Raw genomic sequence first — 15,228 nt, 5'->3', positions numbered from 1 at the left:
ACGGAGGCGGAACTTGCCCCCGGTTGCGCGATCCTTGGCGCGAAGCGGCAACCGAAACATGAATCGGAATGCGTAAAATGCCGCTTTGTCAGTAAACCTTTTGGTGTGGTTACCGCCGGGTTCAGGAATCTGGTAAAGCCGCGGTAAATGCAGCGCAAAAGCGCGTTAACGGATGGATTGGCCATGGCGCAAGACAACACCGGACTGCTTACCGGCTCCGACGGGATCACGCGCTGCTTCTGGCACGGCAATCTGCCGGACTATCTGCACTACCACGACCATGAATGGGGCCGGCCGGTCGCCGACGACCGCAGGCTGTTCGAAAAGATCTGCCTCGAAGGCTTTCAGTCCGGCCTGTCCTGGCTGACCATTCTGCGCAAGCGCGAGAATTTCCGCGAGGCCTTCGCCGGTTTCGACTTCGACAAGGTCGCTGCCTTCACCGACGAGGATGTCGAGCGCCTGGTCGCCAATGTCGGCATCATCCGCCACCGCGGCAAGATCGTCTCGACCATCAACAACGCCAAACGCGCGCGCGAAATGGTGGATGAATTCGGCTCGCTGGCCGCCTGGTTCTGGAAGTTCGAGCCGGGGCCGGAGGAGCGGCCGGAGATCGTCGACCTCGCCCACCTGAGGGCCAACCCGACGACAGCGGTCTCGATCAGGATTTCGAAGGAGTTGAAAAAGCGCGGCTGGAGCTTTGTCGGACCGACGACGGTCTATGCCTTCATGCAAGCGATGGGTCTGGTCAACGACCATATCGAGGGGTGTGTTTGCCGGGAGCAGGTGGAGAAGGAACGCAAGGCCTTTAAGAGGCCGAAGTAGGGCGCTGTCCCCCTACCTCCCCCTTGTGGGGAGGTCGCGCCGAAGGCGCGGGTGGGGGTATCTTGGCGCCGCACCCCCACCCCGACGCTACGCGTCGACCCTCCCCACAAGGGGGAGGGTAAGGAACTCACGTCCCGCTGGCGCCCGTCAGAAAAAGCCCGGCGACAATCGCCGCCAGTGCCGCAAAGGCCGGATAAATCACCAGCAATCCAGTCATCAGCGCCTCGCGCATGGTGGAACGCTTGCGCTCGTCGGCAGTGACCTCAAACGGACCGGGGCTCGCCGTCACCTGCGCACGGCTCTCGGCCGGCCGCAGCCGGACTTCATGCAAGCCGTCGTCTCTGATATCGAATTTGCGTGCCGCAGTCATGGCCCCAACCCTTTGTTTCGGCGCGCTTATTGGCTCTGATTGTGTCGGCACGATGCCGCGCCGATGGCGGAATTGTTTCCTTTTGGTGCGTTTTGTTTCGAAGGAGAAGGAAAGAGCGCAAACCCTTGCCGCACCAAGCCGCTTCGGTTAGGACACGCCGACTCCAAATAAGTCATCGATTACTTAGCGAAAAGACCCATCCCATGGCCGACAAATCGGAAAAGACGAAAGCACGGCTGCCGCGCGGCTTTGCCGACCGCAGTGCGGACGACATCCGTGCCGTCGAGAAGATGATGGCCACGATCCGTTCGGTCTATGAGCTCTACGGTTTCGAGCCGGCCGACCAGCCGCTGATCGAGTACACCGATGCGCTCGGCAAATTCCTGCCCGACCAGGACCGGCCGAACGAAGGCGTTTTCTCGTTCCAGGACGATGATGAGCAGTGGCTGTCGCTGCGCTATGATTTGACTGCGCCGACGGCGCGTTTCGTCGCCGAGAATTTTGAGAAGCTGCCGAAACCCTATCGCAGCTACCGCTCCGGCTGGGTGTTCCGCAACGAAAAGCCCGGCCCGGGCCGCTTCCGCCAGTTCATGCAGTTCGACGCCGACACGATCGGTACGCCGGGCGTCGCAGCCGACGCCGAGATGGCCATGATGATGGCCGACGTGATGGAAGCGCTTGGCATCAAGCGTGGCGACTACGTCATCCGGGTCAACAACCGCAAGGTGCTGGATGGCGTGCTGGAGGCGATCGGCCTTGGCGGTGACAACAATGCCGGCCGCCGGCTGACCGTGCTGCGCGCCATCGACAAGCTGGACAAGCTCGGGCCGGAAGGCGTGAAGCTTCTGCTTGGGCCGGGCCGATGGGATGGCGGCAAGGAAGGCGAGGGCGACTTCGCCAAGGGCGCTGGTTTGGACGACGGGCAAGCTGAAGCAGTCCTCCTCGCCACGGCAAGGAACGCACAGGTCGACCAGGTTTCCATAGTGAGCTCGAACCCGACTTACCAAGAAGGCGTCGGCGAGCTCGCGACGATTGAAGCCCTGGTCAGGGCGGCCGGATATGGCGAAGATCGCATCGCCATGGACCGCTCCGTCGTGCGCGGCCTCGAATACTACACCGGCCCGGTCTTCGAAGCCGAATTGCTCGCCGAAATCCCCAACGAAGACGGCCAGATCGTGCGCTTCGGTTCGGTCGGTGGTGGCGGCCGCTATGACGGGCTGGTCTCGCGCTTCCGTGGCGAGCCGGTGCCGGCGACCGGCTTTTCGATCGGCGTCTCCCGCCTGATGACGGCGCTGAAGAACCTCGGCAAGCTGGACACCACCGATGTCATCGCGCCGGTCGTCGTGCTGGTGATGGACAAGGATACGGAAAGCCTCGGTCGCTACCAGAAGATGGTGGCCGATCTGCGCGCGGCCGGCATCCGCTCCGAAATGTATCTCGGCGGCGCCGGCATGAAGGCGCAGCTGAAATATGCCGACCGCCGCGGCAGCCCGGTCGCCGTTATCCAGGGCGGCGACGAGCGCGCCAAGGGCGAGCTGCAGATCAAGGATCTGATCGAAGGCGCGCGGATGTCGGCTGAGATCACCGACAACGCCGAATGGCGCGCCGCAAGACCGGCACAGGTCACGGTGCCGGAGGCTGAGCTGGTCGCCGAGGTGAAGAAGATTTTGGCTGCGCAGGCCGCTGACCGTGCGAAGGGTGGCGCTTGAACGCCCCCCTCTGGCCTGCCGGCCATCTCCCCCTCAAGGGGGGAGATTGGATGTCGCGCATGGTTTCGCCAATCTCCGGCGTTGAAGAAGAGGCGCTGCGCTCCGAGCTGCCAATCTCCCCCCTTGAGGGGGAGATGGCCGGCAGGCCAGAGGGGGGTGCCTCGCGCCACGCATGACCTCCCGCTATCCCGCCATCGCATCCGAAATCACCAAACTCTTCGCCACCCGCAACACCCATGCGGTCGAGGTCGCGGTGCTGCAGCCGGCCGACCCATTCCTCGACATGGCCGGCGAGGATCTGCGCCGCCGCATCTTCCTCACCGAAAGCGAGACCGGCAAGACGCTGTGCCTTCGTCCCGAATTCACCATCCCCGTCTGCCTCGACCACATCGCCTCGCAGGCCGGCACGCCGCGCCGCTATTCCTATCTCGGCGAAGTGTTCCGCCAGCGCCGCGAGGGCGGCAACGAGTTTTTCCAAGCCGGCATCGAGGATCTCGGCGACCGCGATACGGCCAAGGCCGATGCGCGTTCGCTGGCCGATGCGCATGCGCTGCTGCAGCTGGTGCTGCCGGCGCAACCTCTTGCGATCACGCTCGGCGACCAGACCATCTTCGAGGCGGTGCTGGCGGCCCTCGGCCTGCCGCGCGGCTGGCGCATGCGACTTGCGCGCGCCTTCGGTTCGGGGCCGATGCTGCAGGCAGCGTTGTCCGATCTCGCCAATCCGCCACGCAACGGTCAGCTTGACGGCGAAGTCGCGGCCCTTGTCCTCGATGGCGATCTCGAAGCGCTTTCCGCCCACATTGCCGGCGGCATGGAAGAGGCCGGCCTGCTGGCATCCGGCGGACGCGCGCCCGCCGACATTGCCCGGCGGCTGATCGAAAAGGCCGAACTGCGCAGCGTGCGGTTGTCGAACGAAGCGTTTGCAGCACTCAGGGATTTTCTCGCCATCGACGTGCCGCTCGACGGCGCCAGCGCTGCGCTCGAAAGCTTCGCCGCTGGTGCCGGGCTTTCGCTGGGCGCGGCGCTGGAAAAATTCGCCGCCCGCGCCAAAGCCATCGAGGCGCATGGCCTGCCCGCAAAGACGATCCGCTATGACGCCGCCTTCGGCCGTCCGCTGGATTACTACACCGGCATCGTCTTCGAGATCGCAGCACTTGGTGGCGAGCGGCCGCTGGCCGGCGGCGGTCGCTACGACCGGCTGCTGACCCTGCTCGGCGCCAAGACGCCGATCCCCGGCGTCGGCTTCTCCGTCTGGCTCGACCGCATCGAAGCGCTGCGGGGAGAGCCGCAATGATCACGCTGGCGATCCCATCGAAAGGCCGGCTCAAGGAGCAGGCCTTGGAGGTACTGGCCAAGGCCGGGCTTGCCGTCAGCCTGCCCGGCGATGAGCGCCAGTACCGCGCCCGCATCGACGGCACTGAGGGCATCGAGGTGGCGTTCCTGTCGGCGTCCGAAATCGCCGGCGAGATTGGGCAAGGTTCGGTCGACCTCGGCATTACCGGCGAGGATCTGCTGCGCGAAAACCTCGCCGACTGGGAGGCGCGCGCCGAAATCGTCGCTCGCCTCGGCTTCGGCCATGCCGATGTCGTGGTCGCGGTGCCCGGCATCTGGCTCGACGTCGATACTATGGCCGATCTCGACGATGTCGCCGCCGATTTCCGCCAGCGCCACGGCAGGCGACTGAGGATCGCAACCAAATACTGGCGGCTCACGCAGCAGTTCTTCTCGCAAAAGCACGGCATCCAGGTCTACCGCATCGTCGAAAGCCTCGGGGCCACCGAAGGCGCGCCGGCGGCAGGCCTTGCCGATGTCATCGTCGACATCACCACCACCGGCTCGACCCTGCGCGCCAACCATCTCAAGGTGCTGGCCGATGGGGTTGTGCTGAAGTCGCAGGCCTGCCTCGTGGCTGCCAGGAAAGATCGTGCTGCTGCGGATGAGGCGCTAGTGCGGGAAATAGCCGCGAAGATGAGCGCGCTCCCTCCCCCTTGAGGGGAGGGTGGACAGCCGCCAAAGGCGGATGGACGGGTGGGGTCGCTCCGGCAGTGCTCGACGCGAGACGACCCAAGCCGGGTCGACCGTGACCAAGGAAGTCGAGCACTTCGCCGAGGAGCCCACCCGCCTCGCTTCGCGAGGCACCCTCCCCGCGAGGGGGAGGGGAACCGCCTCTACTTTCCACCATCCCATCAGGCTGATAGGCTCGCCATATCCCGGGAGGAAACGGCGATGGCGATCAATCTCGACGAGCTCAAGAACGCCACCAATCTGCGCGGGCGCGGCAGGGCGTTCATCGCTCCGCTCGACGGCCTGGCACATGTGTCGGGCGACCGTTCGGTGCCGCTGCTCGACAAGACGATCCCTCAGCTTTTCTCCGGCACGGTCAGCAAATACGCCACGCAGGATGCTGCCGTCTTCGTCGGACAGGACAAGCGCTTCACCTGGAGCGAATTGTCGGACACGGTCGATACGCTCGCCGCCGGCTTCCTGGCGCTCGGCCTCGAAAAAGGCGACCGTGTCGGCATCTGGTCGCCCAACCGCTGGGAATGGCTGGTCACCCAATTCGCCACCGCTCGCATCGGCCTGATCCTGGTCAACATCAACCCGGCCTACCGGCTGACGGAGCTGGAATATGCCCTCAACAAGGTCGGCTGCAAGGCGCTGGTCACCGCCGCCAGTTTCAAGACCTCCGACTATCTCGGCATGATCGAGACGCTGGCGCCGGAGCTCGCCAACGCCACCCCCGGCAAGCTCAAGGCGCAGAAATTGCCGACGCTGAAGATCGTCATTCGCATGGGCGACGACAACTCGCCCGGCATGTTCAATTTCGCCGATGTGCTGTCGATGGCCGGCCGCGACGAGCATGACAGCCTCGACCGCATCTCCGAAGGGCTGAAGCCGGGCGAGGCCATCAACATCCAGTTCACATCAGGCACGACGGGCGCGCCCAAGGGCGCGACGCTGACCCACACCAACATCGTCAACAATGGCAATTTCGTCACCGCTGCGATCAAGCTCACCGTCGACGACCGGCTCTGCATCCCGGTGCCGCTCTACCACTGCTTCGGCATGTCGATGGGCACGATGGGCTGCGTCACCAAGGGCGCGACCATGGTGTTTCCTGGCGAGGGTTTTGACGCCGGCGCGACGCTGAAGGCGGTGGCGCAGGAACGCTGCACCGGCCTCTACGGCGTGCCGACCATGTTCGTCGCCATGCTTGACCACGCCGACTTTACCAGCTTCGATCTCTCCAGCCTGCGCACCGGCATCATGGCGGGCTCACCATGCCCGATCGAGGTGATGAAGAAGGTGGTGACGCTGATGCATATGGAAGAGGTGACCATCGCCTACGGCATGACCGAGACCAGCCCGGTCTCGTTCCAGAGCAGCGTCGACGATCCGCTGGAAAAACGCGTCTCCACTGTCGGCCGCATCCATCCGCATGTCGAGGTCAAGGCCATCGACGCCGAGGGCGCCACCGTCGCCGTCGGCGCGCCGGGCGAGCTGTGCACCCGCGGCTATTCCGTCATGAAAGGCTACTGGGACGACGCGGAAAAAACCCGCGAGGCGATCGACAGCGATGGCTGGATGCACACCGGCGACCTCGCCACGATCGACGCCGAGGGCTATTGCAACATCGTCGGCCGGGTCAAGGACATGGTCATCCGCGGCGGCGAAAACGTCTATCCCAGAGAGGTCGAGGAATTTCTCTATCGCCATCCCAAGGTCAAGGAGGTGCAGGTGTTCGGTATTCCCGACGCCAAATATGGCGAGGAGCTGTGCGCCTGGATCGTGCTGAAGCCCAACCAGATCGCCACCGAGCAGGAGATCAAGAATTTCTGCGCCGGCCAGATCGCCCACTACAAAATCCCCCGCTACATCCGCTTCCGCACCGAACTGCCCATGACGGTGACGGGAAAACCGCAGAAGTTTCTGATGCGCGAGGCGATGGTGGAGGAACTGGGGCTGGTGGTGCAGAAGACGGCTTGAGGGGGCTGGTGCCGGTTGATGGGGATTGCCGGCTTCGCAATGACATTGGGGTACTTCGCACAGGCTTTCCGCACGGGTTGCAGAGACGCATGGGGGCTTGAATGACTGGTTTCGCACGATCGGCGATTTCCTATGCGATGCCTTTGGCCGCCCTGGCAATGGCCGTTGCGGTCAGAGCCAGCGGGCTATCGGTGGACGAAGGTTCGCCGAGCGTCAGGATCCTCGTCGGAGCGCTTTCGAGTGCGATCATGTTTATCACCATTTTTGTGGTGCTCGATCACGCCGAGGCGGTGGCCCACCGTGTGGGCGAGCCCTATGGCACATTGGTGCTGACTTTTGCCGTAACGGCAATCGAAGTGTCGATCATCGTTTCCATGATGCTGCATGGAGAGAACAACCCCACGCTTGCGCGTGAGTCCGTCTTCTCGACGGTGATGATTGCCTCCACCGGCGTTGTCGGAATGTGTCTCACGTTGGGCGGCTGGCGTCACCGCAAGCAGGCAATTGTCCGGCAGGGGACCAGCGCATATCTGGCGGTTCTGGTCGCACTGACCGTCATGACGCTTATCCTGCCGACCTACACGCGGACCACTGATCCCGGCACATTTTCAGCAGCTCAGCTTGGCCTTGTAAGCGTTCTTTCTGTGCTGCTCTATGCAAGTTTTGTGTTCGCGCAGACAGTCCGGCACCGGGACGATTTCATCGAAGGACTGGCACATGACGTTTCGGCGCGAACCACCCCTCACGCAAGCGTCTCTTCCAGCGCTCTGCTCCTGGTTATCGGGCTGATCGGAATTGTCATGCTCGCCGAGCAGGTCGCCGCAAGTGTTGAAGATGCGCTCGTTGCCTACCAGGTGAGCCAGGCTGACAGCATTGTGGGGGCAATGATCGCGGGTCTGGTTTTGATGCCGGAGGCCATTTCGGCGGTTCGTGCTTCACTCAACAATGAGCTGCAGCGCGGCCTGAATGTCGCAATGGGTTCGGCTTGCGCCACGATTGGTTTGACAATACCGGCGGTCGCAGCAGCCAGCCTGCTGACGGGACGAGGGTTGACCTTGGGGCTACCGGAGGCCGACGCAGTACTTTTGGTTTTAGCGCTTTTCATATGCGGCGTAAGCTTTAGTAACGAAAGGACGACGTTCCTGACCGGAATGGTCCATGCTGTTGTTTTTTTTACGTATGTATTTCTGATATTTATACCTTGAGGCTTTGGTGCGATCTGGCGATCAGCCCATCAAGGCGGATACTCTCGAACGCGCTTGGGTTGAGTTTCTTTTCCCGGTGTTCCCAAGGCGACATCTGAGACCCAAGCGCCTCACACCCCCAGCACCGCCATCCAGGCCGCGTATAATCTTCGCCAGTTCCCCACACTCATCATGCCGCACCTTGTTGGGCGCCAGGCCAGGCAGATCGTGCGCTGCGGCATCGGCTCCTGGAACGGCACGATCTTGAGGTCCGGCATGGCGCTGGCCGGCCTGGCCGCCATATCAGGGATAAGCGTGACGCCGAGCCTACCTCTTCCGATAGATGCTGATGTGGCGCCAACTGCGGGCATCGAAGGGTTCGCGCTTCCAGCCGCCGTATCGCTGGTCGAGCTGCAGGCCGGCGCAACGCGCCATCAGGTCGAACTCGGGAGGATTTGCCAGCCGCAGCCTCAGCGGGACCATGCGGACACTGTCGTTGCCGATATCGATATGTGACAGATCGAGCACCTGACTGACCGGATCATATCTGCACGCCGCGATGTGCACCGACCCGGTTCCAGGATGGGAAATTTCGACAAAGCCGTTGTCGGCCTGCATTGGCGCCGTGGGGACGCGACATTCGAGCAGGAAAACGCCATCCTTATCGAGGTGCCGGGCCACATTCTCGAAGCACTTGACCTGGCCATCCTGGGTGATCACGTTGCCGATCGAATTGAATACCAGATAGACCAGCCCGTATCGCCGGCCCGTTTCCACCGCCGTCATGTCGCCATTGACGACTTCGATCTTCGATCCGCCGGGCTTGGCCTTCAGCATGTCGATCATGTCGGGCGAAAGCTCGATGCCGTCGACGCGCAGACCGGTGGCCGCCAGCGGCAAGGCAATTCGCCCCGTGCCGACCGCGAATTCCAGGCAATCCCGTCCGGCAGCGATCTCCTGCAGGAACAGAACCGTCTCGTCCTCATCGCCGCGCAGCTCATCGTCGTAACGCCTTGCAACGTCACCGCGAAAGCTGTCTTCAGGCCTGAATCCTTCCATATCGCATCCTCCGGTTACGGAATTGGTTGGGATGCAACGCTGCCGGCAACCGCGCGTTCCAGAGATAGACTATCTGGAAGAGCGAAATACCGAATGGAAGGGCGGATCACCTCGAAGCGATAACGGGGTTCTTTTGGTCAACGACGGTGACCGGCAAGCCGCAGAAGTTCTCGATGCGCGAGACGATGGTGGAGGAGTTCGGATTGGTGGCGCAGAAGACAACGTGACTCAAGCCTTCCACAAATACGGCAGCAGCAGGGACAGGACGCTGCGCGCTTCATTGGTCAATGCGCCGGAAATCTTCAGAAGCTTGCGTATCTGCGACAGCGTCGCCCACGAGGCCGCCGGGCCATCGGAGCATTCCAACCCGTCAGGTAGCTGGACGATGCGGTAGCGCACACGGTTGTGGTCGAAACGGCCGCCTTCGTCTGATGCCCAGACGTCAGCGTGAACGATGCCCTCTTCAATGAGATCGACGAGCGGCCGCTGAAAAGGGTCGCGCAAATGCTCCGTTGCGGTCAATTGCAGGCTCGGGCCGAATTGAACGCCTTCACGAAAACCGATCTCCACGGCATGCCGCAACAGGAAGTGCAGCACACCGCCGCGCCGCTGGCAGACCAGCACGACATTCACGGCATGGAAGTCCGATAGCAGCGGCTGATCCCATCGCGGCACCTCGCGGTCGAGTGCCTGGATGCGATGATATCCGACACGGAACCGGCTACGACCTTCGTCGGCGATCTCGCTGTCTTCGAAAATCCAGCCGGATATGCTGTCGATGGGGACAGGGCACAGAACAATCGATGCGGACAAGCGGGCGGCAGACAGCCTGTCCAGCAGGTCGACGAAATTATGCACGGCTTTGTCGTCTTGCGTCCCATGCGAGGTGAAGAGATCCGCGCCGAAATTGCAGGCACCTCGCGCGAATGAAAACGGCGATCCGTCCGGGCCAAGCGATTCCCACGGACTGGCGACCAGCACCGAGCGTGCGTCTGTATTGATGACGTAGTCATGGTGGAGCAACGCGAGCAAAGGCTCCATGCCACACCATCGCCATGCCTCGCCGGCCGGCTCAGGACCGGAGCCGACGATTTCGCGCGTCGCATTGCGGTTGTATTTTGCCAGAAAACGCGTTCCTTGCTCGGACTGCAGCTGATCGCTGGTCGTGTCGGTCGTGATGTCAAAATACTCGAGATAGCGTGTCGGCGCCCCACCATGGAGCCTGTTGTAATTGCTGAGCGTCGCCTGGACGGTTGGCGCCAGTTGCGCCGCGCCGACATTTCCAGGCTCTGTCTTGGCCTGAACGAGGACGTCGCATTGCCCATCCAGGTGTCGCAACAGGAAAGCAAGCGTTCCCACCTCGGGCTGGTCGATGATAGGTTGGCTTTGGGTGTTGACGGCAGGGGAGGCAGATGCGGCTGCTATGCCGGCGACGCTGAAAAATCGCCTGGTGGAATGCTCGATGCGTCCGTCCGCCAAGCGCCAAGCGCGGCACTGGGAAAGCGGGATGCGTCCATAGTGAAAAGCACTCAGGGATAGCTGCTTTGATCGCCAGTCGAGAATCTGCTCAACCGAATCCAGCCTGTCCTGCATATTTTCCCAATCCCCCGAGCCGCTGGTTACCACACTGAGAGATACGGGAACAAGAATGATGTCTGGTCTGGAAGGAGCGATGCGTGACGATGAGATAACCTTCGTCGTGGCGACGTATAATCGCCCCGACACATTGGCAATCGCCTTGCGCTCAGTCCAACGCCAGACAGATCAGGGTTGGCGGGTGCTCGTCGTCGGCGACAATTGCGCGCCGGAGACCGAAGCTGTGGTGCGCTCGATGGCCGATTCGCGTTTCTCTTATCTCAACCTCCAAAGGCGTTTCGGGCATCAATCCGGGCCGAACTCGGTAGGCAGTCTCGTCGCCTCGACACCGCTCCTTGCCTACCTCAACCATGACGACATATTGCTGCCAGATCACATAGCGCGGGCAAGGGCGAAACTTCACGCGCGCTCTGACTTCTTCGTTGGCGCAGCCCTTTACGCCGAAGGTACCTCCAGCGAGGCGATGGATTCGCCAGTGCCGCTCTTTGCACGAATATCCCGCGCTGACCGGGTGGACCACGACGTCTGCGATCGCAACTACTATTTGTTTGAGCCCGCCAGCGCCTGGATTTTCGACCGCGGCATTGTCGACCGAATAGGTTTGTGGGCGCACCCGTTGACGCTCTATCGTCCACCGTTGCAGGACTTCGTGATGCGAGCCTGGCGTGCCGGCGCACATTTCGCATTCGGAGATACACCGACAGTGTTGAAGATCGTGACCTATCGTGGAGGAGGCTCTCCAGGCGGTACTTACGCGGTCGCAAGCCGCCAGCATCAGGCGTTGGAGATCCTTTTATCCGGCAAGGATGCGGATGAGCAGCGCCAAATCGCGATGGCCGCGGCCAATGACCCCCAACCCGATCGGCGCAAACCGGACCGTATTTCTGCCGCGCTTTACCGCTCGAGCGGTATCGATGCAACGGCGCTGCGCCGTCGCCTTACAGGGAGAACAGCCGGCAAAGGTTTTCTGAAGGCTTCGATTGGCAGAACATCGCTGCCGCTGCCATCAGCGGACGGCTATGCGCTGCATATCGCCGACGAAGTCAAAAGAGCCAGGCGCATCAACCAGGAGCGCACCAACTGTCGGGATGGATCAAGAGTTTAACTCTCACGCCCCCAGCACCGCCGCATCCAACCCACGAATGATCTTGGCCAGCTCCACGCACTCATCATGCCGCACCTTGTTGCGGCGCCATGCCAGGCAGATCGTGCGTTGCGGCATCGGCTCCTGGAACGGCACGATCTTGAGGTCCGGCATGGCGCTGGCCGGCCTTGCCGCCATTTCCGGGATAAGCGTGACGCCGAGCCCATGTGCCACCATCTGTAAGAGCGTCGTCAGGCTGGTAGCGCCGTAGCTTGCCATCGCCACCGGGCGCACGCTGCCGCACAGTGCCAATGCCTGTTCGCGCAGGCAGTGGCCTTCCTCCAAAAGCATCAGCCGCTCCAGCGCCGGGCTTTCCGGCGGCACCGGCGGCGAGGCGAAGGCCGGGTCGCCTGACGGCACGGCGAGGAAGAAGCGGTCGGCGAACAGCGCCTCGGTAACCAGGCCGGGTTGGTCGAGCGGCAGCGCGGCGATGAAGGCGTCGAGCCGTCCCGTTGCCGTGTCTTCGACCAGCGACGCGGTCACCGCTTCGCGCAGTTCGAGCTGCAAAGCGGGAAAATGCCGCTTCAGCCCCGGGAGCACATGCGGCAAAAGATACGGCGCCACGGTCGGGATGATGCCCAGCCGGAAGCGGCCTTCCATGGCCGGGCGGCCGCGCCGGGCCATCGTCTCGACATCACTGATGTCGCGCAGGATGCGCTCGATGCGTGGCAGCAGCGCTTGCGCCTCTTCCGTAATCCGCACCGTCTTGCCGCCGCGCTCGAACAGCCGGCAGTTCAGTCTTTGCTCCATCTCGGCGATCTGCGCGGACAGCGCCGGCTGGCTGACGCCGGCGAGTTTTGCGGCGCGGCCGAAATGCAGCGTTTGCGCCAAAGCCTCGAAATATTGCATCTGACGCACGGTCAAGCCAATCATAAGGAAAGCCTATCGCAACAAACAGGAAAGGCAATTTGTTTTTATCGAAGAGACGGCTTAGTCTGGAACCATTCCAGAGTGGCGCGGCTCCCGGCCGGCCCGGAAAAAACAACACATAAATCAGCAATTCGGAGGCCAAGATGGACGCGATGACCGACGACAACAGCGCCGGCAAATGCCCGGTCGCGCATGGAACCTCCGCCAGGACCAACCGCGACTGGTGGCCGAACCAGCTCGACATCGGCGTTCTCCACCAGCAGTCGAGCCTTTCGGACCCGATGGGCGAAGCTTTCGACTACGCCGCGGAGTTCAAGACGCTCGACCTCGATGCGGTGATCGAGGATTTGCACAAGGTGATGACGGATTCGCAGGATTGGTGGCCGGCCGATTTCGGCCATTACGGGCCGCTGTTCATCCGCATGGCCTGGCACAGCGCCGGCACCTATCGCATCGGCGACGGCCGGGGTGGCGCCGGTGCGGGCCAGCAGCGTTTCGCGCCGCTGAACAGCTGGCCGGACAACGCCAATCTCGACAAGGCGCGCCGGCTTTTGTGGCCGGTCAAGCAGAAATACGGCCGCAAGATCTCCTGGGCCGACCTGTTGATTCTCACCGGCAACGTCGCGCTGGAATCGATGGGCTTCAAGACCTTTGGCTTTGCCGGTGGCCGCGCCGATGTCTGGGAGCCCGAGCAGGATGTCGACTGGGGTTCGGAAACCAAGTGGCTCGACGACAAGCGCTATTCCGGCGACCGTGAGCTGCACGGCCATCTCGGCGCGGTGCAGATGGGCCTGATCTACGTCAACCCGGAAGGGCCGAACGGCAAGCCGGATCCGCTGGCCTCGGCCCGCGACATCCGCGAGACCTTCGCGCGCATGGCAATGAACGATGAGGAAACCGTGGCGCTGATCGCCGGCGGCCACACATTCGGCAAGACCCATGGGGCCGGTGATGCAGCACTTGTCGGCGCCGAGCCGGAAGGCGCGGGCATCGAGGCGCAGGGCCTCGGCTGGTCGAGCAAGCATGCCACCGGCATTGCCGGCGATGCGATCACGTCCGGCCTCGAAGTTACCTGGACGACGAGGCCGACCCAGTGGAGCAGTAACTTCTTCGACAATCTCTTCAACTTCGAATGGGAGCTGACCAAGAGCCCGGCCGGGGCCCATCAGTGGACGCCGAAGGGCGGCTCTGGCGCGGTTACGGTGCCGGACGCGCACAATCCCTCGAAGCGTCATGCGCCGGCAATGCTGACCACCGACCTCGCGCTGCGGGCCGACCCGGCCTATGAGAAGATCTCGCGCCGCTTCCATGAGCATCCGGAGCAGTTCGCCGATGCCTTCGCCCGTGCCTGGTACAAGCTCACCCATCGCGACATGGGGCCGGTCGTGCGGTATCTCGGCCCGTTGGTGCCGAAGGAAGAGCTGATCTGGCAGGATCCGGTTCCGGCCGTCGACCATGAGCTGGTCAGCGACCAGGACATTGCATTGCTGAAGGCCAAGATCCTGGCTTCGGGCCTCAGCGTTTCGCAATTGGTCTCGACCGCCTGGGCCTCGGCCTCGACCTTCCGCAACTCCGACAAGCGCGGCGGCGCCAATGGCGCGCGCATTCGCCTGGCGCCGCAGAAGGACTGGGAGGTCAACCAGCCTGTCGAACTGGCCACCGTGCTGGCGGAGCTCAAAGCCATCCAGAACGAGTTCAACGCAAGCGGCAAGAAGGTCTCGCTGGCCGACCTCATCGTGCTCGGCGGCGTCGCCGCGGTCGAGAAAGCCGCAACGGATGGCGGCAATGCGGTGAAGGTCCCCTTCACGCCCGGCCGCACCGACGCCTCGCAGGCGCAGACCGACGTCCATTCCTTTGCGGCGCTCGAGCCGAAAATTGACGGCTTCCGCAACTATGTCAGGGGCAAACCGCCGATGTCGGTCGAAGCCATGCTGGTCGACCGGGCGCAACTGCTCAACCTGACGGCGCCGGAGATGACGGTGCTGGTTGGTGGCCTGCGCGTGCTCGGCGCCAACACCGGCGGCTCGAAGCATGGTGTGTTGACCGACAGGCCGGGCACGCTGACGAACGACTTCTTCGTCAACCTGCTCTCGATGAGCACCATCTGGGATCCGGCCTCCGAGCCCGGCTCGCATGAGGTCTACGAAGCACGCGACCGCAAGACCAGGGCAGTCAGGTGGACCGCCACACGCGCCGACCTGATCTTCGGCTCGCATGCGCAGCTGCGCGCGCTGGCCGAGGTCTACGGGTCGGCGGATGCCGGGCGGAAATTCGTTGGCGATTTCGTCAAGGCGTGGACCAAGGTGATGAACGCCGACCGTTTCGACATCGCTCCCTGATACAACCTCCCAAACGAAGGGGGGGGGGGGGGGGGGGCCCCGCGTGGGTTTGGGGGTGGGGGGGAGACAGATGGTTTGGATTTAGGTGGAGGTGGGACAGGTCCCCCCCGGCATGGACGCACGCGAGCGGGCGCCTCTGTCCGACCCC

The 15,228-nt window shown here is 63.0% G+C and carries 12 protein-coding genes and 1 pseudogene; 8 read left to right on the top strand and 5 right to left on the bottom strand.

What is annotated here, in order from left to right:
- Positions 1–183: 183 nt before the first annotated feature.
- Positions 184–822 (top strand): DNA-3-methyladenine glycosylase I, encoded by a 639-nt coding sequence (locus tag NKK50_RS24860; RefSeq protein ID WP_023750651.1) that lies wholly within the window; start codon positions 184–186, stop codon positions 820–822.
- A 127-nt stretch (positions 823–949) separates the two neighbouring features.
- Here the strand turns inward: NKK50_RS24860 and NKK50_RS24855 are convergent, their stop codons facing one another.
- On the bottom strand, positions 950–1,192 hold the full coding sequence (locus NKK50_RS24855) for a hypothetical protein (RefSeq protein WP_023825884.1): 243 nt from the start codon (positions 1,190–1,192) through the stop codon (positions 950–952).
- A 203-nt stretch (positions 1,193–1,395) separates the two neighbouring features.
- Here NKK50_RS24855 and hisS point away from each other — a divergent pair, with 203 nt between their 5' ends.
- The 5 genes from hisS (at position 1,396) to NKK50_RS24830 (ending at position 8,093) form a co-directional block, all read left to right on the top strand.
- A complete protein-coding gene (gene hisS / locus NKK50_RS24850; protein ID WP_023825885.1) occupies positions 1,396–2,901 on the top strand; it encodes a histidine--tRNA ligase in 1,506 nt (501 codons plus the stop codon).
- A 172-nt stretch (positions 2,902–3,073) separates the two neighbouring features.
- Positions 3,074–4,195, top strand: coding sequence for an ATP phosphoribosyltransferase regulatory subunit (locus NKK50_RS24845; protein ID WP_023834030.1), 1,122 nt, complete (start codon positions 3,074–3,076; stop codon positions 4,193–4,195).
- Positions 4,192–4,893: an ATP phosphoribosyltransferase gene (gene hisG / locus NKK50_RS24840; RefSeq protein ID WP_023834029.1), complete on the top strand. Its 702-nt coding sequence runs from the start codon at positions 4,192–4,194 to the stop codon at positions 4,891–4,893. Before NKK50_RS24845 ends, hisG begins: the two co-directional genes overlap by 4 nt.
- Positions 4,894–5,127: 234 nt before the next feature.
- Positions 5,128–6,888 (top strand): AMP-binding protein, encoded by a 1,761-nt coding sequence (locus tag NKK50_RS24835; protein WP_352499499.1) that lies wholly within the window; start codon positions 5,128–5,130, stop codon positions 6,886–6,888.
- Positions 6,889–6,989: 101 nt separating this feature from the next.
- Positions 6,990–8,093: a calcium:cation antiporter gene (locus NKK50_RS24830; RefSeq protein WP_023834027.1), complete on the top strand. Its 1,104-nt coding sequence runs from the start codon at positions 6,990–6,992 to the stop codon at positions 8,091–8,093.
- Positions 8,094–8,222: 129 nt separating this feature from the next.
- Here NKK50_RS24830 and NKK50_RS24825 read toward each other — a convergent pair.
- The 3 genes and pseudogenes from NKK50_RS24825 to NKK50_RS24815 all read right to left on the bottom strand — a co-directional run.
- Positions 8,223–8,461, bottom strand: a pseudogene (locus NKK50_RS24825) (LysR substrate-binding domain-containing protein); the annotation flags it as partial.
- A complete protein-coding gene (locus tag NKK50_RS24820; RefSeq protein WP_352499500.1) occupies positions 8,400–9,131 on the bottom strand; it encodes a class I SAM-dependent DNA methyltransferase in 732 nt (243 codons plus the stop codon). The pseudogene NKK50_RS24825 and the gene NKK50_RS24820, both read right to left, overlap by 62 nt.
- A gap of 228 nt (positions 9,132–9,359) precedes the next feature.
- Positions 9,360–10,724: an NDP-hexose 2,3-dehydratase family protein gene (locus NKK50_RS24815; protein ID WP_352543981.1), complete on the bottom strand. Its 1,365-nt coding sequence runs from the start codon at positions 10,722–10,724 to the stop codon at positions 9,360–9,362.
- Between the two features lie 79 nt (positions 10,725–10,803).
- Between NKK50_RS24815 and NKK50_RS24810 the strand changes: the two genes are divergently transcribed.
- Entirely contained in the window at positions 10,804–11,832 is a 1,029-nt protein-coding gene (locus NKK50_RS24810) for a glycosyltransferase family 2 protein (protein WP_023834023.1), read from the top strand.
- 3 nt (positions 11,833–11,835) lie between these two features.
- Here the strand turns inward: NKK50_RS24810 and NKK50_RS24805 are convergent, their stop codons facing one another.
- Positions 11,836–12,744, bottom strand: coding sequence for a hydrogen peroxide-inducible genes activator (locus NKK50_RS24805; RefSeq protein ID WP_352543980.1), 909 nt, complete (start codon positions 12,742–12,744; stop codon positions 11,836–11,838).
- A 140-nt stretch (positions 12,745–12,884) separates the two neighbouring features.
- Between NKK50_RS24805 and katG the strand changes: the two genes are divergently transcribed.
- Positions 12,885–15,080: a catalase/peroxidase HPI gene (gene katG, locus NKK50_RS24800; protein WP_352543979.1), complete on the top strand. Its 2,196-nt coding sequence runs from the start codon at positions 12,885–12,887 to the stop codon at positions 15,078–15,080.
- Positions 15,081–15,228: the final 148 nt, after the last annotated feature.

This window comes from Mesorhizobium sp. M0001 (assembly GCF_040324255.1).
GTDB lineage: Bacteria > Pseudomonadota > Alphaproteobacteria > Rhizobiales > Rhizobiaceae > Mesorhizobium.
Note: the sequence above shows the minus strand (reverse complement) of the source record. Positions and strands in the feature narration are given on the sequence as shown.